The sequence below is a fragment of the Aestuariivivens sediminis genome, from assembly GCF_022662105.1.
GTDB classification, from domain to species: domain Bacteria; phylum Bacteroidota; class Bacteroidia; order Flavobacteriales; family Flavobacteriaceae; genus Aestuariivivens; species Aestuariivivens sediminis.
This window is the reverse complement of sequence record NZ_JAKMCP010000001.1, coordinates 750162-772616: the sequence shown is the minus strand read 5'-3', so window position 1 is coordinate 772616 and position 22455 is coordinate 750162. Positions and strand designations below refer to the sequence as shown.

The 22455-nt window shown below is 36.2% G+C and carries 24 protein-coding genes; 14 read left to right on the top strand and 10 right to left on the bottom strand.

What is annotated here, in order from left to right:
- Nucleotides 1–59 precede the first annotated feature (59 nt).
- Together arfB and MR054_RS03280 are read left to right on the top strand one after the other, a co-directional pair.
- Nucleotides 60–470, top strand: coding sequence for an alternative ribosome rescue aminoacyl-tRNA hydrolase ArfB (gene arfB / locus MR054_RS03285; protein ID WP_242156170.1), 411 nt, complete (start codon nucleotides 60–62; stop codon nucleotides 468–470).
- Nucleotides 471–823: 353 nt separating this feature from the next.
- Complete coding sequence (locus MR054_RS03280) at nucleotides 824–2971, top strand: TonB-dependent receptor (protein ID WP_242156169.1); 2148 nt, start codon at nucleotides 824–826, stop codon at nucleotides 2969–2971.
- A 37-nt stretch (nucleotides 2972–3008) separates the two neighbouring features.
- On the opposite strand, the gene MR054_RS03275 is transcribed toward MR054_RS03280, so the two are convergent.
- Complete coding sequence (locus tag MR054_RS03275; RefSeq protein WP_242084053.1) at nucleotides 3009–3431, bottom strand: hypothetical protein; 423 nt, start codon at nucleotides 3429–3431, stop codon at nucleotides 3009–3011.
- A gap of 259 nt (nucleotides 3432–3690) precedes the next feature.
- On the opposite strand from MR054_RS03275, the gene greA reads away from it, so the two are divergent.
- Complete coding sequence (gene greA / locus MR054_RS03270; RefSeq protein WP_242084055.1) at nucleotides 3691–4164, top strand: transcription elongation factor GreA; 474 nt, start codon at nucleotides 3691–3693, stop codon at nucleotides 4162–4164.
- 124 nt (nucleotides 4165–4288) lie between these two features.
- Complete coding sequence (locus MR054_RS03265) at nucleotides 4289–4678, top strand: HIT family protein (RefSeq protein WP_242084057.1); 390 nt, start codon at nucleotides 4289–4291, stop codon at nucleotides 4676–4678.
- Between the two features lie 346 nt (nucleotides 4679–5024).
- On the opposite strand, the gene MR054_RS03260 is transcribed toward MR054_RS03265, so the two are convergent.
- Nucleotides 5025–6176 carry a sensor histidine kinase gene (locus tag MR054_RS03260; protein WP_242156168.1) on the bottom strand — a complete coding sequence of 384 codons (1152 nt, stop codon included), beginning with the start codon at nucleotides 6174–6176 and terminating at the stop codon, nucleotides 5025–5027.
- Between the two features lie 130 nt (nucleotides 6177–6306).
- On the opposite strand from MR054_RS03260, the gene MR054_RS03255 reads away from it, so the two are divergent.
- The 6 genes from MR054_RS03255 to MR054_RS03235 all read left to right on the top strand — a co-directional run bounded on the left by MR054_RS03255 (nucleotide 6307) and on the right by MR054_RS03235 (nucleotide 10455).
- Nucleotides 6307–7176, top strand: coding sequence for a flavin reductase family protein (locus tag MR054_RS03255; RefSeq protein ID WP_242156359.1), 870 nt, complete (start codon nucleotides 6307–6309; stop codon nucleotides 7174–7176).
- Nucleotides 7177–7208: 32 nt separating this feature from the next.
- Nucleotides 7209–7586 carry a DUF3127 domain-containing protein gene (locus tag MR054_RS03250; protein WP_242084501.1) on the top strand — a complete coding sequence of 126 codons (378 nt, stop codon included), beginning with the start codon at nucleotides 7209–7211 and terminating at the stop codon, nucleotides 7584–7586.
- A gap of 87 nt (nucleotides 7587–7673) precedes the next feature.
- Complete coding sequence (gene aat / locus MR054_RS03245; RefSeq protein WP_242156167.1) at nucleotides 7674–8297, top strand: leucyl/phenylalanyl-tRNA--protein transferase; 624 nt, start codon at nucleotides 7674–7676, stop codon at nucleotides 8295–8297.
- Nucleotides 8298–8612: 315 nt separating this feature from the next.
- Nucleotides 8613–9017: a LamG domain-containing protein gene (locus MR054_RS16690; protein WP_276520138.1), complete on the top strand. Its 405-nt coding sequence runs from the start codon at nucleotides 8613–8615 to the stop codon at nucleotides 9015–9017.
- Nucleotides 8996–9262, top strand: a complete 267-nt coding sequence (locus MR054_RS16780; protein ID WP_420868310.1) for a family 16 glycosylhydrolase — start codon at nucleotides 8996–8998, stop codon at nucleotides 9260–9262. The genes MR054_RS16690 and MR054_RS16780 overlap by 22 nt, the downstream gene beginning before the upstream one ends.
- 92 nt (nucleotides 9263–9354) lie before the next feature.
- Nucleotides 9355–10455 carry a Gfo/Idh/MocA family protein gene (locus MR054_RS03235; protein ID WP_242156164.1) on the top strand — a complete coding sequence of 367 codons (1101 nt, stop codon included), beginning with the start codon at nucleotides 9355–9357 and terminating at the stop codon, nucleotides 10453–10455.
- Nucleotides 10456–10463: 8 nt separating this feature from the next.
- Here the strand turns inward: MR054_RS03235 and MR054_RS03230 are convergent, their stop codons facing one another.
- The gene (locus tag MR054_RS03230) at nucleotides 10464–11030 is read right to left on the bottom strand and encodes a DNA-3-methyladenine glycosylase I (protein ID WP_242156162.1); all 567 of its coding nucleotides are present in this window, start codon (nucleotides 11028–11030) and stop codon (nucleotides 10464–10466) included.
- A 93-nt stretch (nucleotides 11031–11123) separates the two neighbouring features.
- Here MR054_RS03230 and MR054_RS03225 point away from each other — a divergent pair, with 93 nt between their 5' ends.
- Nucleotides 11124–11741 carry a thioredoxin family protein gene (locus MR054_RS03225; protein WP_242156161.1) on the top strand — a complete coding sequence of 206 codons (618 nt, stop codon included), beginning with the start codon at nucleotides 11124–11126 and terminating at the stop codon, nucleotides 11739–11741.
- On the opposite strand, the gene MR054_RS03220 is transcribed toward MR054_RS03225, so the two are convergent.
- Genes MR054_RS03220 through MR054_RS03205 form a run of 4 tightly spaced genes read right to left on the bottom strand, consistent with a single transcriptional unit; the run spans nucleotide 11725 to nucleotide 15413 of the window.
- Nucleotides 11725–12441: a hypothetical protein gene (locus tag MR054_RS03220; RefSeq protein ID WP_242156159.1), complete on the bottom strand. Its 717-nt coding sequence runs from the start codon at nucleotides 12439–12441 to the stop codon at nucleotides 11725–11727. The two genes, MR054_RS03225 and MR054_RS03220, sit on opposite strands and share 17 nt — an antisense overlap.
- A 53-nt stretch (nucleotides 12442–12494) precedes the next feature.
- Nucleotides 12495–13211 (bottom strand): tRNA pseudouridine(55) synthase TruB, encoded by a 717-nt coding sequence (gene truB, locus MR054_RS03215; protein ID WP_242156157.1) that lies wholly within the window; start codon nucleotides 13209–13211, stop codon nucleotides 12495–12497.
- A gap of 15 nt (nucleotides 13212–13226) precedes the next feature.
- Nucleotides 13227–14021, bottom strand: coding sequence for an undecaprenyl-diphosphate phosphatase (locus tag MR054_RS03210; RefSeq protein WP_242156155.1), 795 nt, complete (start codon nucleotides 14019–14021; stop codon nucleotides 13227–13229).
- A gap of 57 nt (nucleotides 14022–14078) precedes the next feature.
- Nucleotides 14079–15413, bottom strand: a complete 1335-nt coding sequence (locus MR054_RS03205; protein ID WP_242156153.1) for a GntP family permease — start codon at nucleotides 15411–15413, stop codon at nucleotides 14079–14081.
- 45 nt (nucleotides 15414–15458) lie between these two features.
- Between MR054_RS03205 and MR054_RS03200 the strand changes: the two genes are divergently transcribed.
- Nucleotides 15459–16583 (top strand): glycerate kinase, encoded by a 1125-nt coding sequence (locus tag MR054_RS03200; protein WP_242156151.1) that lies wholly within the window; start codon nucleotides 15459–15461, stop codon nucleotides 16581–16583.
- Nucleotides 16584–16708: 125 nt separating this feature from the next.
- On the opposite strand, the gene MR054_RS03195 is transcribed toward MR054_RS03200, so the two are convergent.
- The 3 genes from MR054_RS03195 to MR054_RS03185 all read right to left on the bottom strand — a co-directional run bounded on the left by MR054_RS03195 (nucleotide 16709) and on the right by MR054_RS03185 (nucleotide 18984).
- Nucleotides 16709–16963: a DUF3098 domain-containing protein gene (locus tag MR054_RS03195; RefSeq protein WP_242156149.1), complete on the bottom strand. Its 255-nt coding sequence runs from the start codon at nucleotides 16961–16963 to the stop codon at nucleotides 16709–16711.
- A 137-nt stretch (nucleotides 16964–17100) separates the two neighbouring features.
- Nucleotides 17101–17979, bottom strand: a complete 879-nt coding sequence (locus tag MR054_RS03190; RefSeq protein ID WP_242156147.1) for a cell division protein FtsX — start codon at nucleotides 17977–17979, stop codon at nucleotides 17101–17103.
- Nucleotides 17980–18066: 87 nt separating this feature from the next.
- Nucleotides 18067–18984, bottom strand: a complete 918-nt coding sequence (locus tag MR054_RS03185) for a DMT family transporter (RefSeq protein WP_242156145.1) — start codon at nucleotides 18982–18984, stop codon at nucleotides 18067–18069.
- A gap of 152 nt (nucleotides 18985–19136) precedes the next feature.
- On the opposite strand from MR054_RS03185, the gene MR054_RS03180 reads away from it, so the two are divergent.
- Together MR054_RS03180 and MR054_RS03175 are read left to right on the top strand one after the other, a co-directional pair.
- Nucleotides 19137–22091, top strand: coding sequence for a leucine--tRNA ligase (locus MR054_RS03180; RefSeq protein WP_242156143.1), 2955 nt, complete (start codon nucleotides 19137–19139; stop codon nucleotides 22089–22091).
- A gap of 49 nt (nucleotides 22092–22140) precedes the next feature.
- A complete protein-coding gene (locus tag MR054_RS03175; RefSeq protein WP_242156142.1) occupies nucleotides 22141–22401 on the top strand; it encodes a SemiSWEET family sugar transporter in 261 nt (86 codons plus the stop codon).
- Nucleotides 22402–22455 lie beyond the last annotated feature (54 nt).

Genomic DNA, 22455 nt, shown 5'->3' with positions numbered 1-22455 from the left:
TATATTTAAATCTATTTGACCGCAAAGTGTATTAATAGGAAATACTTAAATTAATAATTGTGGATTTATGGCAACAAATCGTTTTGCAAGAATTAGCTTTTAAGTTTATTAGAAGCTCTGGAAGTGGTGGACAGCATGTTAACAAGGTATCCTCAAAAGTTGAATTGAGCTTTAATCTGGAGGCTTCCTTGGCTTTCAACGAGAAACAACGAGCACAGCTTTTAAAAAAACTTAAAAACAGATTAACTAAGGAAAGGGTATTGATTTTACAATGTGATGACAGCAGAAGTCAACATGATAACAAAGCATTGGTCATTAATCGCTTTTTGGAATTAATACAAAATGCATTACAAGTTCCAAAAAAAAGAGTTTCTACCAAAGTACCAAAAGCTGCTATTGAAAAACGATTAAAAGGTAAGCGTCAACTTTCAGATAAAAAAGCAAACAGAAAACCACCGGAACTTTCTTAGAATTATTTTCAAATCTTCATGGTCAATTGATAAGTGTTAATTACTTTTGTTCCGTTCTCACAAAGGGGTGCTTAAAAAAGTTAGTAGGCATTAAGTTTCGGTTAACGGCCCTTGGACTTTTAACCGTGAACTTTTTACTTGTAACTTCCAAAAGGCTGAGATCATACCCATTGAACCTGAGCGGGTAATGCTGCTAAGGAAGGCGGTATCCGCCATTAAGATATGTTACATGATTTAGATTGTTACCTTGAGCCAGTCGAAAGGTCTTCTAAACCATATTTATCAAAATCTATTATTAACAACAAAAGAATAATTACCTCTTTTTATTCGATCTAAATTTAATTTATTTCGAAATGAAAAATTTATTTCTTTTTTTAACACTTCTGGTGCTATCAATTAGTGCTAAGGCACAACCTAGTCAAGTACAGCAAGATTCGACAAAAACAGAAAAATTGGATGCCGTACTGGTAAATGCCATACGAGTAAGTGCCGATTCACCTATTACGCATTCAAACGTGACCAAAGAAGAATTGACAAAGCGTAATTTGGGGCAAGACTTACCAATTTTATTAAACTATCTGCCATCGGTAGTAACCACCAGCGATGCTGGATCGGGAATAGGATATACTGGAATTCGTGTTCGTGGTACGGATGCGACCCGAGTTAATGTTACTATTAATGGAATTCCATATAACGACCCGGAAAGTCAGGGTACGTTTTGGGTAAACTTAGGAGATTTTGCATCATCCACAGAGAATTTACAGTTACAGCGGGGTGTTGGTACTTCAACTAATGGATCCGGAGCTTTCGGTGCAAGTTTGAACCTGTTAACTGATGCCTTCTCTGAGAAGGCTTATGCCGAAATTTCAAATAGTTTTGGCAGTTACAATACGCGAAAACATACCTTAAAAATGAGTTCTGGTTCCATTTTGAATGATGAGGAAGGTAGAAGCATTGAATTTTCCGGACGTTTTTCAAAAATTTATTCCGACGGGTATGTAGATCGTGCATTTACTGACTTAAAATCATATTTCCTTCAGGGAGTTTATAAGGATGATAACACCTTAATAAAAGCGTTAAGCTTTGGAAATAAAGAACAAACCTACCAGGCATGGTATGGATTAACCACCGAGCAACTTCAAGAAGATCGGCGCCAAAATCCATACACCTATGAAAATGAAACTGATAATTATTGGCAAGACCATTACCAATTGCATTGGAATGAGCGATTAAGCAAATTATGGTCTGCTAATGTCGGCCTTAATTATACTAAAGGCAGAGGTTTTTTTGAACAATTTAAACCAGGTGAATCCGCCGAAGATTTTAATAATTTGATAGTAGATGGATCGGATGTTATTGTGCGCCGATGGTTGGACAACAACTATTATGTAGCCAATATAAATATGACCTATAAAAAGGATGGTTTTGAAATCATTACTGGATTGTCCTTAAGTAATTATACCGGCGATCATTTTGGTGAAGTCATTTGGGGGAGCAATTTAGAGCCAAACACCAACATTAGGGATCGGTATTATTCAGGCGATTCTAATAAAAATGATTTTAGTGTATTTTCCAAAGCAACTATTAAGTTGGCCAATAAACTAAATGGGTTTATAGATTTACAGGGTCGCTTTGTACGATATAAAACAAATGGAATAAATTCTGACAGGGTTAATTTTGTAACAGATGCCAGGTTTGATTTTTTCAATCCAAAGATTGGATTAACCTATAAATTTTCTAAGGCGTCTAGCTTTTATGGATCCTATGCCAGAGCTAATCGGGAGCCCAATCGTGATGATTTTAAGGCTGGTGTTACAGAAAACGAAACGCTAAATGATATTGAATTGGGATGGCGATACCATTCCGGTAAACTGGCTTTGAATACTAATGTATATTATATGTTTTATCAAAACCAGTTGGTTTTAACCGGTGAACTTGATGATGTTGGAAGTCCAATACGAGATACAAGTGGAAAAAGTTATAGAATTGGGCTTGAAGTTGATGCCCGTATTCGATTTAACGATGTCTTAAATACATCAACCAATCTCGCGTTAAGCAGTAATAAGAATAAAAATTTTAGAGCTTCAATTGATGGAGAATTGGTAGATTTAGGAAATACAAATATTTCATTTTCACCGGCAGTGGTTATAGGAAATATAATTAACGTTGAACCTGTAAAATACTTACAGCTTTCTCTTTTAAGTAAATATGTAGGTGAACAGTATATGAGTAATGTAGATTCTAACATATCTAAGTTAGATAGTTATTTTGTAAATGATTTTAATATTTCATACGAAATTAAACCAAATGCATTGTTTAAGTCGATCATGATTTCCGGATTAGTTAATAACATATTCAATAAGAAGTATGTTTCAAATGGGTATTATTATACTTATGAGGATACGTGGTCTAATCCAAATCAAGTAATCACGATAGAAGGCACCGGATATTACCCTCAAGCTACCACCAACTTCTTGTTGGGAGCTACATTGAAATTTTAATCAAAATACCTGACAGGCCTATAATAGTCTGTCAGGGTCAATTATATATTCTTAATGTATTACCACTTTGTTCCACGCGATAATTTCGTAAACCACATAACAGAGCGCCGTTATTTAAGGGTTGCCCATTAACTAAGCTATATTCATTCTTATCATCACAGCCGCAGGTAGCGTTCAATCCTGAATTAACAAGAATGGAACAACTGCTTTGAATATGATTGGGGTCACTGGCATCCCATGCATAAAAGTCAGCTCCAGTGCTTGCAATGATTATTCCTCCATTTCCAATGCCGGGGACATAAACCGAGTTACCGGCAAACTGCAGAAGACTGTAAGTAGGGTAGCTCAAGTTTATGGATTCGTTAACACCAATATCCAACAAAAAATTGCAGTTTTCATTTTCTTTGGAAACACTACAACCGAATAAGAAAAACACCAATACCGAAATTGACAATCTCATAATACCTTTTGGGGATTAAATCGTAATTAATTATAAAACGCAAATTACTATAAATATTATGTATTTTTCCTCAGGTTATTTTTATTTTTTATATCAGGTCTAGGATAAAGTACTTGGTGGCATGTATACGTTATATAATTAAATTTTGTATTTTTGTAAGACAGTCTCGTATATACGAGATTTTTTTATATGCTGAACTCCTGTGCTCATTATAGTCGAAATAGGTTTCAGCATCTTTTATTATGAAAACAATGAAGTTATGAGTAAAGTATCTTATTACACAGCCGAAGGATTAAAAAAATTAAGACATGAGTTAAATCAACTTAAAGATGTTGAGCGCCCGAAGGCTTCACAAGCTATTGCCGAAGCCAGGGATAAGGGAGATTTAAGTGAAAATGCTGAATACGATGCTGCTAAGGAGGCACAAGGACTTTTAGAAATGAAAATTTCAAAGTTGGAAGAAACTTTGGCCAATGCACGATTAATAGACGAATCGCAGTTAGATACCTCCAAAGTATTGGTGCTGTCTAAAGTAAAAATAAAGAACCAAACTAATGGTATGGAGATGGTTTATACCTTAGTAGCCGAAAGTGAAGCAGATTTGGCTTCTGGTAAGATATCCGTTAGTTCACCGATTGGAAAAGGACTTCTGGGAAAATCTGTTGGTGATGTTGCCGAAATTAAAGTCCCTAATGGCGTTATGAAGTTTGATATTATAGAAATTTCAAGATAATTCGCCTTAATCATGTACTATATAAAGGAGGAGTAACACCTATTGCTATTATTACCTATGAATCTTGAGTTTTAATTGGTAATCTTTTTATATTTACAACACTCACGAAAACATTTTAAAAAATATGGCTTCAATTTTTACCAAGATAATTAATGGTGAAATTCCGTGCTATAAAATTGCTGAAACCGATCAGTTTTTTGCATTTTTGGATATTAATCCCAATAGTAGAGGTCATACCTTATGTGTTACAAAGCAAGAAGTTGATAAGATTTTTGATTTAGATGAAGCCACTTACAACGGATTAATGTCATTTTCACGTCGAATTGCCAAAGCAATTGAAAAGGCCATACCGTGTAAACGCATTGGCGTTAGTGTGATTGGATTGGAAGTACCCCATGTGCATGTGCATTTAATACCGCTTCATACTATGGAAGATGCCCGGTTTATAAATAAGACGGCTTTAACACCTGAGGCTTTTGAGGAGACAGCCAATGCCATAAAATCACACTTATAGTCTATGGTAAATCGTTAAAGTTAGTATTGAAACGATCACTAGGAGCAAGGCTGTCAACAGAATCCATGACGCTCTTTTTAATTTTACGGAAGATTTATATGGCGTTAATGCTTTTTTGTGATATTCAAAAACCTGTTCGAATTCATCAGTCCATTGCACTGGGTAAATAGCACTATTGCACGTTTTACATTTGAGATCATGACTAATCTCAGAAGTTATATGTTTATAAAGATCAGTATGAATAATACGTTGCTTAAAGGTTAAAAATAATCCATCATTATTATAGCAAATTGGACAGTTGTTTTTAATGGGAACTTCTTTAATTTGTATAAAATGGTCTTTCATATTAAGCCTGTTTTAACGAAATCTGTATGGTTGTGCCTTTTCCAATTTCGGAGTGTAACACCTTAATTTTTCCATTATGGAAATCTTCAATTATACGTTTAGTGAGCGATAACCCCAAACCCCAACCTCTTTTTTTCGTGGTGTAACCTGGTTCGAATATTTTGTTATAATCTTTTTTTAAAATTCCTTTCCCTGTATCCCGAACTTTTATTCTTATATTATTTTCAATTTGTGAAATTTCTATAGTGAGTTTCCCTCTGCCTTTCATGGCATCAATGGCATTTTTCACGAGATTTTCGATGGCCCAACTGTATAGTTGCTTGTTTAAAAATACAGGAATTTCATGGTCAGGGATGTTCATATCAAACTCTACAAGATTAGAAGACCGTACCTTAAGGTAATCAAAAGAATTGGTAGTTTCTTCAATAATATCGGCAATTTCCAAAGCCGGAACCGACCCTATTTTACTAAATCGTTCCGTAATGGTCTTTAAGCGATCAACATCTTTTTCAATTTCAGTAATATAACTCGGATTGACTTGTTCGGTTTTTAAAAGTTCTGCCCAGCCAATTAAGGACGATAATGGCGTGCCTATTTGATGGGCTGTTTCTTTGGCCATTCCGGACCATAACTTGTTTTGACTTGCATTTTTATTGCTTCGATAAAAGAAATAAACCACAGCACTGAACAGAATAATAATAAGCAACAGGGCTAATGGATAATATTTTAATTTGTTTAAAAGCGGAGAATTCCCGTAATAAATGGTCGAAAGGACCTCATTATTATAAATAACTTCAATAGGCTGGTATTCATTTTGAAACCTTGAAATAAGTTTATTAATGTAAAGCGTGTCGGTACTTTTTTCATGGGAAATGTTATTAGAATCAAAACTTCCGTCTTGATTAACGATAATCATTGGAGTTGTTTTATTGCTTTGTAAAATTTCAATGGAAAGTTCTCCGATGTCTTCGTTAAGGTTTGTACTCTTGCTTAATTCCTTTTGAGCTTTGGCCCAAATTTCCATTTTACTTCGCTCTTCAGCTTTAAAATTTTGAAAAAAAACATAAGTGTTCCAAAGAATCAATGAGACAATGACAAATGATGCAATTATCATTATCCAGCGCAATGAGTTTTTGTACTTGGTAAAAATCATTAACTATGCTTATAAACATGTAATATAATGCAATTCTGTTAATATTATTGTGCAAGTTGTTAGTAAATCTGTTTTTAGTTACATGACAGATTGGTTACTTTTGTTGAAACTCGGAACATCGGAACAATTGATCACCTCATTTGACCCCAATACGTTAGAAACAAAAAAAGTACACAGTTATTTGTTGAGTGCCGTGGCACCAAGACCCATTGCATTTGCTAGTACTGTTGATGCTCAAGGCAAACCTAATCTGTCACCATTTAGTTTCTTTAACGTCTTTAGTGCTAACCCGCCAATAATGGTGTTTTCGCCTTCACGCCGTGTTAGGGATAATACTGTAAAGCACACCCTGCTAAATGCCGAGGCAACTAAAGAAGTCGTTATTAATGTGGTTAATTACAATATTGTTCATCAAATGTCATTGAGTAGTACTGAATATGCACAAGGTGTCAATGAGTTTGAAAAGGCCGGTTTAACCATGTTGAAGTCCGATATAGTTAAACCATATAGAGTGGCGGAATCCCCCGTACAATTTGAGTGCAAAGTAAATGAGATTATTCCTTTAGGAGAACATGGAGGTGCTGGAAATTTGATTATTTGTGAGGTGGTTAAGTTTCATATTAATGATGAGGTGTTAAATGAGGATTTGACAATAAATCAGGAAAAATTGGATCTGGTATCCAGGGCTGGGGGGAATTATTATAGCAGAGCTAAAATAGGATTTTTTCAGATTCCCAAACCACTTTCAACCATGGGAATAGGGGTTGATAAATTACCCGATGAAATAAAAAAAAGCACGGTGTTAACAGGTAACGATTTAGGCATGTTAGCCAATGTTGAGCGTATACCAAGTCAGGCTCAAGTGGAAGCGTTTATGACCGATAAGTTACGCCGTTATCCTAACCTCAAGAATGCAACGAGAGTGGAAAAACACAAATTGGCACAAAATTATTTGAGCTATGGTGATGTAGAAAGTGCCTGGAATATCTTATTAAGTTAAAAACAAATAAATAATTATATAAATATTAAATGATGGAAGTTCAAGGAAGAATTAAAATGATTGGCGAAACCCAAACATTTGGAACCAATGGGTTTAGAAAAAGGGAAATAGTACTAACCACAGAAGAGCAATATCCACAGCACATATTGATCGAATTTATCCAAGATAAAACCGACTTGCTCAACGATTATCAAGTAGGGCAGCAAGTAAAAATCAATATTAATTTGCGCGGAAGGGAATGGATAAATCCACAAGGGGAAACTAAATATTTTAATTCTATTCAGGGCTGGCGCATAGAGGCATTACAACCTGAATCTGTTGGCGATAATTTACCCCCTGTTCCGCCGGCTGATGCCTTTGAGCCTGTGGAAGACTTAAATGATGACGATCACGACGATTTACCATTTTAGTATTTGTCGTACCTTTGATAGAAGTGATTTTATGGACCTAACCTCATTGTTTAGTATAACTATGAGGTTTTTTTTTGAAAAATTAAAATGACCTATTTAACCAATGAACTATGGTTCCCTCCAGTAAACGAGGCAACTCGGGAAGGACTATTGGCCGTTGGTGGAGATTTGTCGACTGAACGATTGGTATTGGCCTATAGATCGGGCATTTTCCCTTGGTTTGAAGCTGGTAATCCCATATTATGGTGGTCGCCGAATCCCAGATTTGTTTTGTACCCAAACAGGTTGAAAGTTTCTAGGAGCATGAAACATGTTATGAGAAAAACCGCTTACAAGGTAACCATTAATAAAGCCTTCAGTGTTGTAATTAAGGAATGTTCTAAAGTGAAACGAAGTGGGCAAACCGGTACCTGGATAACGAATAGTATGATTGATGCCTATATTAATCTACACCAATTGGGCTATGCCAAATCAATTGAGGTATGGGATAATGCTAATTTAGTAGGAGGGTTTTATGGAGTTGATTTAAATAATGGTATTTTTTGCGGTGAAAGCATGTTCACTAAAGAAAACAATGCCAGTAAAATAGGCTTTATTACATTTATTCAAAACACCAGGTACAAACTAATCGACTGTCAGGTATACACCAGTCATCTTGAAAGTTTAGGAGCCGAAGAAATATCCAGAGAAGCTTATATGGAATACCTGTAATTTGGCTTTATAAAAGGGATCAACTCCCTTGAAAATTCCTTAAATTAAGATCGTAAAAGCCACTATGAAATTATTTGAATTACTTAATCAAAATGAAGAATTCATGTGTTCAATCGTATTGGATTAGGAATTCTTACAGTCTGTTTTTGTTTCATTCTAGGATGCAAAACCAATAAAACAGTTACAAGTTTTTCTGCCACCATGCTACCTAATGCGGTAACAGATCTAGGCTATAAACTAAAATGGGAGGACCCATTTAGCACATTAAGCCCTATGAATTGGACAGTTGGATGAAAAGATTCACTTTCTGGAGATATGGTTCCCGGGGCAGAAGGGCGCTATCTGCTAAATCGTAACTATGACGCCTATTTCACCCATGAAGATGTTTATATCGAAGAGGGAGAATTAGTATTGCGAAATCAAAAGCGTAAAATAGTGGGAACCAGTCCACAAGAAACATTCCTCTACAGTTCCGGTTGTGTCATGTCCATGCATAAAATCTATTTTAATACCGACTATTTAGAGCTCAAGGCGAAATTTCCTATTGGTACAAAAGTATGGCCAGCCATATGGTTAATCCCAGAAGATTTAAGTTGGTGTCCCGAATGGGATTTGTTCGAATACTTTGGTTGTCGCAGTGATTTAGGGCAGGATCTTATGGGCATGCATTTATGCTATTCTTCATGGCCAGAACATAAGTGGAAATCCGATTTATTATAGATTTCAATAAAAAATATAAGGCCCGAGAGTGGCACATATCTGGGTTTTTATGGACTTCGGAATATGCGGTTTGGTTTATCGATGGTAAGGAGGTTCGTCGTTTGGACGCAAAAGGTATTGTAGATTGGCCTTCAAAAAATATGTATCTTGTACTTAATAATGGCACACGCTCGGAATCGCCAGAGGGTATAACTAAATGGCAAAATTATTTGAGGATTGACAACATTAAACTTTTTACCAAATAAGATAAATGTTTAAAAAATAACTCCTGGAAAATTTTCCCATATTCGACCTTACTAATCTGAGCGTATTGTGCAAGACTAATAAACAAATTAAAATGATAAAAAAGATTAGCATTACCGGACTTATTCTACTTATGATGCTAAGGGGATTTGCCCAGGAACCCCCTTTAAAAATTGGAATAGCGGGATTGAGTCACTCCCATGTTCATGGTTTACTTTCTGATTTAAATCGAAATGACATTAAAATTGTGGGGATATCAGAATCCAACCAAGAACTCGCTAAGCGCTATTCAGAACAATATGGTTATCCCATGTCGATGGTATACGATACTTTGGAGGAAATGATTGCGCAAATGCAGCCTGAAGCGGTTGTGGCTTTTGGGTCTATATATGAACATTTACATGTTGTTGAGGTTTGTGCTCCCAAGGGCATACACGTGATGGTAGAAAAACCAATGGCTGTAAACTTACAACATGCTAAGAAGATGGAAAAACTGGCTCAAAAACATAAAATTCAGCTACTTACTAATTATGAAACAACATGGTATCCAACCAACCACAAGGCTTATGAAATGCTCCAAGAAAATCGAGTCGGAGCTCTGCGTAAAGTGATTGTACGAGATGGGCATAAAGGACCTAAAAAAATAGGGGTCAATAAGGAATTTTTGGAATGGCTAACCGATCCAGTCCAAAATGGTGGTGGAGCGATTACTGATTTTGGCTGTTACGGAGCAAATTTGGTAACTTGGTTGATGAAAGGGAAAAGCCCTAACACCATAACTGCCATAACGCAACAACAACAACCTGAAAATAATCCTAATGTAGATGATGATGCCATTATCATTTTAACATATAATAATGTTAATGCCATTATACAAGGGTCCTGGAATTGGCCCATAGGGAGAAAGGACATGGAAATTTATGGTTTGGATGGTGTTATTTATGCAGATAACAAATACGATCTTCGACTTAAATATTCAAGAGGGTATGATGAATTCGAGCAAGAGACTTTTACACTAGAAGATCGTCCTTCACCCTTTAATGACCCATTTGCCTTATTGGAGTCAGTAGTCAGGGGGAAAGTAAAATTAGATCCGTATGCTTTAACATCACTTGAAAATAATGTTATTGTTGTAGAAATATTAGATGCAGCCGTTAAAAGTGCAAAATTGGGAAAAACGATAAAGATAAAATAATGAAACAATCACACCTCATTATATCTAAAACATCCTATTTCATGATCATTTACCATACCCGTGGCTTGCATATGGGCATAAACTACAGTGGTTCCAACAAATTTGAAACCCCGTTGTTTTAAATCTTTGCTAATAGTGTCACTCAGAGGCGTGTTGGCAGGCGCATCTTTATGGCTTTTTAAAACATTTTTTATGGGCTTCCCATCTATAAATCCCCAAATATAATCACTAAAGCTACCAAATTCCTCTTGAATTTTTAAAAAAGCCTGAGCATTGGTAACCGTAGCTTGTATTTTAAGTTTGTTTCTTATGATGTTTGGATTAAGTAACAAAGCATCTATTTTGGGAGGTTTATATCCGGCAATTATTTTGTAATTAAAACCATCAAAAGCTTCTCTAAAGTTTTCCCGTTTGCGTAAAACAGTAATCCAACTTAAACCTGCCTGAAAGGTTTCCAAAGTTAAAAATTCGAACAATGTTGAATCATCGAATACGGGAACGCCCCATTCTTTATCATGGTATGCTTCATATAGCGGGTCTCCGAGGCACCAGCCGCATTTGTGTTTTGAACTCATAGAATTTAGTGATGTAAATGCTTAAAGCATGATAAATATCATCTTATAGGTTAGGGCAAGATATTAAATTTGTTTTAATCAATTCAAAAAATAATGGATGCACTATTAGCAAAAAGCCTAGGTAAGAGTATGTCTTACGAAACCTACAGGGATTTAGTGAGACAATTGGCAATAGATAATTCAACAAGTGGACTTCAAAAAACAGAATCTAATATCCAATTCACTAAGCTTAATGATAGGCGAATGAAACGTTGGGATAAAACCATTGAACTTTCAGAAGAGACCATTGAACGTATCAATTCATTTCAGGAAAAAGTGACCTGGTTAGTTATAAGTGAAAGCTGGTGTGGGGATTCGGCTCATATTAATCCGGTATTAAATAAAATAGCACAGATAAATAATAACATTGATTTAAGGTTTGTTTTGAGAGATGAGAATCCAGAGCTTATGGATGCTTTTTTAACCTATGGAAACAGATCTATTCCTAAACTTATAATGATTGACGATGCTTCAGGCAAGGTGTTAAGTACCTATGGTCCTCGACCAAGTGAAGCAACTTATTTTGTTAATCGATTTATTTCCAAAAACGGTAAGCTAACACCCGATTTTAAAGAAGATTTACAGCATTGGTATAATAAAGACAAGGGTAAAAATATCTTGGATGATATTACAGAAATGCTTTGTGAAACTTCCTCTAATTTTTGCCTATAAAATAAAAAGTAATAGAGCCTATTTGGGACGCTTTATTGGGATCGGCACTAAATATGGATTCTTTAGCATATTCTATTGCGTGATCAATTAGACATTGATTGCTTGAATTCGAAGAGGAATTAACGTAGGTATCAGTTACGTTCCCTTCAGCGTTAACGGTAATATTTACTACAATTTTACCATCAACTTCACATAAGTATACCGGTATTGGGATGTAAACTTTACTGCGGTCTTTTAACGAAAAACTAATAGTGCTTTTTGCATTGTTACTATTATCCTGTTGTTGTTTGAGGAGGTCTTTCACCTTACTGAATTTTGAAATCTCCTCATCCTTTAATTTTGAGTCTTCAGTTTCCTCATAGTTTTTAGAAGCTGTGTTAGGGCCTTCGGTGTGACTGTTGGTTTTGGGCACGTAATCTTCGGGTGGAGCAATAGGTTTATAGGCCTGTGCAAACTGTTTACTTTCTTGGGATTCATTAAAGGCCTGATTGGTTTCGGCTTTAGAAGCATTAAGCCTTTCAATAGCTTCAAGGATTTTAATTTCTTCTTCAGTAAGTTCTTCCTCAGGTTCAATCATATAATAACTTTCAGCCACACGTTCATTTTGTTTTTTAAGGCTCAAATTGAAGACAGAGAGGACAACGGTTCCAGAAATAAGAAACGTTATAAGCAGGGCTTTATGTTGATCTGTTAGGTGCAAATCGCATTATTATGATTTGGTTTTGTAAGCCAATATACGTAAAATAATGCATTTTAGCCTTTTAGGGTATCTATAAACACATTTATCGGGGCCGCTTCCTCCACTTTAAAATCACCTATTTTGGTACGTCGTAAAGCCGATAAATGTGCTCCAGATTCTAAGGCTTTACCAAAGTCATTCGCAAGTGAACGTATATAAGTACCTTTGCTGCATACTACTCTAAAATCGACATTCAATGCGGCAGTATTGAGTCCGGTATGTCTATCAATGTTTAGAATATCAAATGCTGAAATGTTGACTATTCGCGGATTGATTTCTACGGCTTCATTGGCTCTTGCAAATTCGTACAAGCGTTTACCATCTTTTTTCACGGCAGAATACACCGGAGGCAATTGTTCTATGTCTCCAACAAATTGCTCTGCGGTTTTATGAATCAATTCTTCTGTAATATGTGAGGTGGGAAAGTTTTTATTTATACCGGTCTCTAAATCGAATGATGGCGTTGTACTGCCTATGGTAAAGGTGCCTGTGTATTCTTTTACTTGAGATTGAAATACATAAATTTGCTTGGTCATCTTACCAGTACAAATCAGTAAAAGTCCGGTGGCAAGAGGATCTAAAGTTCCTGCATGTCCCACTTTTAGTTTTTTAAGGTTGAAGGCGTGCTTAATTTCCCAACGTAATTTATTGACTACTTGAAAGGAGGTCCAGTTCAACGGCTTATCGATAAGCACTAGTTGTCCAGAAAGGTAGTCGTCTTTAGTAAGCATAAAACAAGATCTATATCAGTTTATCCATGAAATCCAAACAGCAATTAAACCGACAACAAGACAATATGCCGCAAAGTAACTTAGTTTACTTTTTTTAACTAAGGCTATCATCCAGGTACACGCAAAAAGCCCAGAAATAAACGCAGCAATAAAGCCAATGGACAGGGCGGTGAAATTTTGACTTTCGGTTGAAATATCTCCACTCAAAATATCTTTTGCAATCTTACCAAATATGAGTGGAACTACCATTAAAAATGAAAAACGGGCAGCTTTGGTTTTGTCATTACCCAATAGCACGGAGGTTGATATTGTTGCCCCAGATCTTGAAATTCCGGGAAGCATGGCAACAGCTTGCGAAACTCCAATTACAAAAGCATTTTTAAAGGATACCGGTTTGTTGGTGTTTTTAGCTTTATCGGCCAAAAATAAAAGCATGGCTGTTACCATTAGCATCCAGCCAACCAGAAAGATATTTCCACCAAAAAGCTGCTCTAATTGATTTTCAAAAAAAAGACCCACAACTACAGCAGGAATCATTGAAACAGCAATCTTTACAAAAAATTTTAAATCGGCGTTCCAATTAAAATTTAAGGCACCTCTTATAAGTTGATAAATATCTTTTCTAAACACAACAATGGTACTTAGAGCTGTTGCGAAATGCAATACCACCGTGAAAAGTAAACTTTCTTCCGGGACCGATTGATCCCCCAAAATGGCCTTACCAAGCTCTAAATGTCCACTAGATGAGACGGGTAAAAATTCCGTTAGTCCTTGTAAAATACCGAGAATGATCGAATCAATTATATCCATGGCGCAAAAATAGCTAATAAGGTTTTGTAAACATAATGAGAAATTATAAAAATGGGATCAAATGAAAATCCAACCGATGATCATAATTATAAAAATTCCAAAAACACCCAAAAACAGGGTAGAAATGGTTTGCGTTTTTAATGCGGTTGAGGTGTCCATTCCTGAAAATTGTGCGACTACCCAAAAAAAGCTATCATTTAAATGAGACACGGTCATTGATCCTGCACCTATAGCGAGTACGGTTAATGCTCTTCCTAATGAGGAATTTAGCCCAAACGATTCTAATATGGGAGCCATAATGGCAGCGGTAGTAATTATAGAAACAGTCGAAGATCCCTGTGATGTCTTTAAAACCGCAGCAATTAAAAAGGGCAAAAAGAGCCCTAAATTAAAATCAGAAAAAGTATTTCCAATAATATCACCAATGGCAGTTGCTTGTAAAACAGCACCAAAAGCACCACCAGCACCAGTAATTAAGATAATAATACCTGCTTCTTTTAAACCACTTGTCACCCAATGGTAATGAGTAGCTTCTTTTACCTTAGGTTTTAATTTAAAGGAAAGAAAGACCCCAATTAATAAAGCCATTAAAGGATTCCCTAAAAAGTTCACAAGTTTTGAAACCATACCCTCACCAAACGGCTGTGCCGGTAATTCCGAAAGCGATTTTAAAGCAATTAAAATGATCGGGATTAGTATTGGTAAAAATGCGGGTATCGTATGAGATGAGTTTTCTGTTTTAGAGTTTGAAAGCGTATTATTTTTATCCGCATCATCAGGAATGTCTATGAAGTGTTTCTGCACATATTTAGCCCAAAAGTAACCGACTAATGATACCGGAAACGCCACAATAAGTCCCAAAAGAATAACCAAACCTAAATTCGCATTTAATGCGGCAGTGGCGGCTAGTGGACCTGGTGTTGGAGGCACAAAAACATGTGCTGTATACAAACCTGCAGCCAATGAAACCCCTAAAACTATAACAGGTATTTTGGTGTGTTTACTTATCGCTTTGTTTAATGAAGACAAAATGATAAATCCAGAATCGCAATAGACGGGTATCGAAACAATAAAGCCAGTGATATTCATGGCTAAAATCGAGCGACTTTTTCCAATGGTTTTTAATACCCAATGCGCCATGGTTTTGGCACTTCCACTTTTTTCTAAATAAGCACCAATAATGGATCCAAAAGCAATGATAATGCCTATGCTTCCTAAAGTTTTACCAAAACCCGACGTTATGGAAGTTATTATTTCTTCTTCGTTTAGTCCACCAACAAATCCCATGACGATGGCAGCTAACAATAACGACAAGAACGGATGAAATTTGTACTTTGAGGCTGCCACCACCATCACTATTACAACCATCACTAATGCAATTAAGATCTTCATATTTCCTATATTTGACAGGACTAAAAGTACTAATAAATATGATCAATGCGATTTGTACTGGCTCCCGATAAGTTTAAAGGCTCTATAACAGGACTTCAATTTTGTGAAGCTGTTGAAGATGGTATTCGTACTGTGATTTCAGATGTCGATGTTATAAAATTGCCTCTAGCTGATGGAGGTGATGGTACTATTGAAGTCGTGAATTATTATTTAAAAGGTGAACCCATACAGGTTCAGGTAAACAATCCTTTTTTTCAACCGGTTACGGCATCCTATCTGTATGCAGAAAAAACAAACACAGCCTTTATTGAAATGGCCGAAGCATCGGGGTTGAAGATTCTAAAGCCGGAAGAATTTGACTGTAAAAATGCTACCTCTCTTGGAACGGGGGAATTGATACGGGATGCCATGGAACGAGGGGCAAACAAAATTCTGTTGGGAATAGGGGGAAGTGCAACCAACGATTGCGGTATGGGAATGGCAATGGCATTAGGTTATCGTTTTCTGGATAAATCTAATAATGAACTTAAGCCAATAGGAGCTAACTTATTCTTGGTTAACAAAGTTGATTCAACTAATGTAGACTCAAAATTACATACAATTAACTTTAAAATAGCTTGTGATGTTACCAATCCGCTATATGGTGAATATGGTGCGGCAAAAGTTTATGCGAAACAAAAAGGGGCAACCTTAGATGAGGTTAAAATGTTGGATCACGGCCTGCAACAGTTTTCCAGGGTTCTAAAGCGACAATTTAATGTGGACGTCCAATCTATTGAAGGTGCCGGAGCGGCTGGAGGCATGGGCGTGGCGTCAAAAGTTTTTTTAAATGGCACTTTACAATCGGGAATTGAACTGATAAAGGACCTCGCATGTTTTGATGAGTCCATAAAAGATGCCGATTGGATTATTACGGGTGAAGGCAAGTTAGATTTACAAACCTTATCGGGAAAAACCATACAGGGGGTAAGGACGTCGGCAAATTCGAAACAAATTAAACTTGCTGCATTTTGTGGTGTCGTAGAATTAAATCGCATGGCCACAAAACATCTTGGAATACACTATATTGATGCAGTAATGAATTATGCCAAAAATCTAGATGATGCCATGGAAAACACTTATTATTATATAAAACAAATGGCAAGTGAGTTTGCAAAAAAGGTATTTTAAGTTGAATTATCTTTTGAAATATAGTCGAAGCCTTCATGTCAAACAGCATTAAAGAACAAAAAGGCATCCCAATTTTTAGCGGTCTAAATTGGACCGCACTTCAACATGATCATAAAGGGAAAGCTCTATTTTTTATCCGGATTCAAAAGAATGGTATAAACCTGAATCCCAAACCCAATAAGTACTAAAGTAGGGGCGAGACGGATGCGACGCCAGGAGAAAATTTCAGGATTAAAAACGTTGGGATCGTCGCTACCACCGCCAGACATTAAAATAAATCCCAGGGCAATACAGGCCAAACCAATAAACATGAATCTGTAATTCTTCTTACCAAATACAAATGCTGGTTTTGAGTGTTCCTTACGTTTTTTTTCTCCCATAGTTTTATATGACTAGGCTTGCAAATTAACAGATTTATTTATAATAGAAGTGTTAATGGGCTTAGAATATTTAAAAAATTGAACTTTACCTCGATAATTCCTTTGGAAGGCCTATCCTGTGAATGTATTGACAAAAACTAATAATAAAGGTCATCTGTCTTTAAATTCAAAAAACGTTGTGTGGCAAAGTGTGTACTCACCCAGGTGATTATAATTCCCAATATAAAAATGAGGATAAAAAGTAATCCCACCAATATGGGGTTGTTTAATAACCCTAATTCGGTAAAAGTTCTGTTTAAATAGTAAAGCACAATTCCCATTCCCAATAAAGCCAAAAAAGCACCAATGATACCCAGGCGAACACTTTTCCAAACAAAAGGTCTACGAATGAATTGTTTGGTGGCCCCAACCATTTGCATCGTTTTTATGGTAAAACGTTTGGAATATACAGAAAGCCTGATGGAACTGTTAATCAATAAAACCGCTATTAAAGTAAAAACACTACTGATCACCAAAACCCAAAAACTAATTTTTTTAACATTATTGTTCATTAAATTAACCAAATCGTTATCATAAGTTACTTCATCAACAAAATTTTTACTTAGGGCGTCATTTGCTATAATCTCAAGATGTTCAGAAGTGACATAATCGGCTTTCAAATGCACATCTATCGAATTTTGCAACGGATTATAGCCTACAAAATCCATAAAATCCTCCCCATTTTCAGCTTTCATAAATTCGGCGGCCTGCTCCTTGGAAACATATTCGGTTGATTTTACATATTCTGCCATTGCCAAACTTTTTTCAAGCTGATTGGTTTCTACCTCTCTGGCCGTATCTTTTAAATATATAGTCACCACCACCTGTTCTTTAAAATGATCTGACACTTTTTTGGCATTCAATACTAACATGCCCAACAAACCCAATAAAAATAGAACCAGAGCAATACTCAACACTACAGAAAAATAGGAAGAAATAAGTCGACGCTTTTGGTGTCTTTCAAAAGATGAACTCATAAAATGTTGCGTTTGTGCGTAAAAGTAATAAAGTTTCCAATTTCTTTCATGTTACAACGTCTAAACTTTTAGAATTGTTGTAATTACCTAATGTGATGTTTCGGCTGTTTTAGTTTTACTGACTAAATAGACACCGGAAATAACCAAAATACAGCTTAGGATTTTAACTAAATTGATGTCTTGTGCATAAGTGTTATCGACCAATAGGAAGGAAGATAAACTCACAATGACAAAATTTACTACAGGCTGTAAATAGATATAACTGCTATTCACTGAGGGCGACACAAATTTAAGAGCATAAATATTGAAAAGATATGCAAAAAAAGTTGTGAAGATAACCACAAATCCAATAGCTAAAAAGGTGTTCAAGGTAAACGCATTAACATCTGTTGAGATAAATTCATGTAAGCCAAACGGAAGCATAAAAATAAAACCGAATAGAAATATCCAACTTATTAAGGTTAAAGGGTTGTACTTTGTTATAAGAGGTTTAACGATTACCAAATAGAGAGCATAAGCCATTGTATTTAAAAACACAAGAATATTGCCTAAAAGAGAACCAGTTCCAGGAGGACGGCTCCCATACAGAATTAATACTATAGCACCTGTGGCAGCTAAAGCGGTTCCCCATAATTTTACGGAAGTAATTTTTTCATTTAAAACAAGAACACTAAATATTAAGACCAATATTGGTGTCGAGGTCATGATTATAGAAGCGTCCACCGGCGAGGTAAGGCTTAGGCCATTAAAAAATAACAGTTGATTAGTCGCGGCTCCCAAAAAACCGCAAACTACGAGGCGAAGCATATCTTTTTGATCGACTTTTTCTTTTATAAATGATTTAACGATCCAAAACAGGATTGTACCACAAAAAAGACGAATAAATACAAAAGCTGAGGGGCCAATTTTATCGGGCATAATACCCTTGGCGACAATATAGTTAATACCGTAAATAAGATTGGCGCCAAACAGGGCCATATGAGCTTTGTGGGTCTTAGAAATCAACAGGATTAGGGTTTTAAGATAAAGCAAAAATAGTGCTATTCTTGAATAAATTGAGTTTTAACCATACAATCGATCCATTAAATAAAACCAAAGGTTTTCCAGTTGGTATTTAAACCTTAAATTTGCGCTTTCAAAAAGTATAAACACAAGGGATGAAATACGATTTTAACACAATCGAGCAGAAATGGCAAGATTACTGGGCTAAAAACCAAACGTTTAAAGCTGAAAATAATTCCGATAAACCTAAATATTACGTATTAGATATGTTCCCTTATCCGAGTGGAGCAGGATTGCACGTAGGACATCCTTTGGGATACATTGCTTCCGATATATATGCTCGTTATAAGCGCCATCAAGGTTTTAATGTGTTGCATCCACAGGGTTATGATAGTTTTGGTCTCCCTGCGGAGCAGTATGCCATACAAACAGGACAGCATCCTGCTATTACCACCGAAGAAAACATTAAAACATATCGTAGGCAATTGGACCAGATCGGTTTTTCGTTCGATTGGTCACGTGAAGTACGGACCTCAGATCCTAAATATTATAAATGGACTCAATGGATTTTCATTCAATTGTTCAATTCATGGTATAATAAGGCGCATGATAAAGCTGAGAATATTTCAGAATTGATCAACATTTTCGAGTCAGAAGGTAATATTACTGTTAAAGCTGCTTGCGATGATAATGTGCCATTGTTTACCGCTAAAGATTGGAAAGCTTTTTCCTCTGAAGAACAGCAGCGAATATTATTACAATACCGATTGACTTATTTAGCGGAAACTGAAGTAAACTGGTGTCCTGCTTTGGGAACTGTATTGGCAAATGATGAAATTGTCAATGGTGTTTCCGAGCGTGGTGGGCATCCTGTTATCCGTAAAAAAATGACCCAATGGAGCATGCGTATTTCGGCCTATGCTGAACGGTTGCTTCAAGGGTTGGAAACTATAGACTGGACCGATTCTCTAAAAGAAAGTCAGCGGAATTGGATTGGGAAATCAGTTGGTGCGAGTGTGACGTTTAATGTCATTCCAAATGCTACTCGGCACCCAATCAATGGCTCTCATAAAATAGCGGTATTCACTACGAGACCTGATACTATTTTTGGCGTGAGCTTTATGACCTTGGCACCAGAGCATGAACTTGTTTCCCAGATAACTACTCCTGAACAGAAAGTTGAAGTTGAGGCCTATATTGAGGCAACAGCAAAACGCAGTGAGCGTGATAGAATGGCCGATGTGAAGACCATAACAGGGGTATTTACAGGCGCTTATGCCGAACACCCCTTTACAAAGGAACCCATTCCCATTTGGATTGGGGATTATGTATTGGCGGGTTATGGAACCGGAGCGGTCATGAGTGTACCATGTGGTGATCAACGGGATTATGATTTTGCAAAGCATTTTAATATTCCAATACCCAATATTTTTAAGGATATCGATATTTCTGAAGAAGCATTTGCAGATAAAGAGCGTACCATTATAGCCAATAGTGGTTTCCTAAACGGTTTAAATTTTAAAGAGGCAACCCGAAAAGTGATTGAAGAACTTGAAAAGATAGGGCATGGAGAAGGCAAAATCAATTATCGATTGCGTGATGCCGTATTTAGCCGTCAGCGGTACTGGGGTGAACCCTTTCCTGTGTATTACGTCAATGGCATGCCGCAAATGATAGATGAGCAATACTTACCATTAACCTTACCTGAAGTTGAAAAGTATCTCCCTACTGAAACGGGAGAACCCCCACTAGGGAATGCGACATTTTGGTCCTGGGACACTAAAAACAACAAAGTTGTTTCTAATGATCTTATCATTTCAACAAAGGGAGGAGCGCCTGACATGGAGTCGCATAACGGTGTTTATCCTTTGGAGTTGAACACTATGCCGGGATGGGCAGGAAGTTCACAATATTTTAACCGTTATATGGACCCTCATAATGAGCAGGAAATCTTCTCGCAGGAGGCCGTTAACTATTGGCGGCAGGTCGATTTATATATTGGAGGGAGTGAACATGCCACGGGACATTTATTGTATTCCCGATTTTGGCAAAAGTTTATGTTTGATTTAGGGTTAGTCCCACACGATGAATATGCCAAAAAACTGATTAATCAAGGGATGATTTTGGGAACGAGTGCATTTGTGCATTACACTATTATTAGTTCACCTGAATTAAATCAAAAATTTTATGTTGCAATTCAGGAAAAAGATGTTGTTAACTATAAGGAGATAGTTGAAAAACATCTTGGTGATACTAACTTGAAAGATGCAAAGTTTCTTGATTTATATGAAATGCATGTTGATGTTTCTTTAGTAAATGCTTCGGATGAGCTGGATATTGAGGCTTTTAAAATCTGGCGACCAGAATTCAAAAATGCAGATTTTATTACTGAAGAAGATGGGACATTTAAAGTAAAGCGAGACGTGGAAAAAATGTCCAAGTCCAAATATAATGTTGTTAATCCGGATGAAATATGTGAACAATATGGAGCAGATAGCCTACGCTTATATGAGATGTTCTTGGGACCGTTAGAGCAATATAAACCATGGAACACGGCAGGGATTTCAGGGGTGCACAGTTTTCTAAAAAAACTATGGAAATTATATTTCGATGACCAGGGATTTAAAGTAAAAGATAGAGAACCATCAAAAGCGAGTTTGAAGACGCTCCATAAAACCATTAAAAAGGTACAGGAAGATATCGAGAATTTTTCGTTTAACACTACAGTATCCACCTTCATGATTGCTGTTAATGAACTGACTGCCCAAAAGTGTAACAGTAAAGACATTTTGGAACCATTACTGATATTAATTTCACCGTATGCACCACATATAGCTGAAGAATTATGGGAGGCTCTTAGTCATAAAGAGTCTATTTCAACGGCCCTTTTTCCAAAATTTGATGAAAGCCATGTAATGGAAAGCACTAAAAATTACCCGATTTCATTTAATGGAAAAATGCGCTTTACTATGGAATTGCCATTGGACATGAGTAAAGAGGCCATTGAAGAAGTCGTTTTAGCAAATGAAAAGACACAGGAACAACTCAATGGGCGTACCCCTAAAAAAGTGATTGTTGTTCCCGGAAAAATTGTTAATATAGTAGGTTAAGGGTTTTTAATTAATCACCAAAGGATTGTAAGGAAAAGTTAAATCATCCATGAATGATATAGAAATTATCGGATTTATTGCAGCCGTGTTAGCCACCTCTGCTTTTTTACCTCAAGTGTACAAAACATGGATAACCAAAGACGTTAGTGGTTTGTCCTTGCCTATGTTGTTCCTGTTTTTTATTGGTATAATGGCATGGTTGGTTTACGGTATTTTAAAACCAAGTTTAGCCATGATATTTGCTAATGGGATAACATTAATGTCATCATTTTTATTGATTTATTTCAAAATAAGGTATAGTAATAAATAAAAAGTACTGACAAACTTTCACCCTTTTTTATTGGTGCGGTTATTGTTATTATGA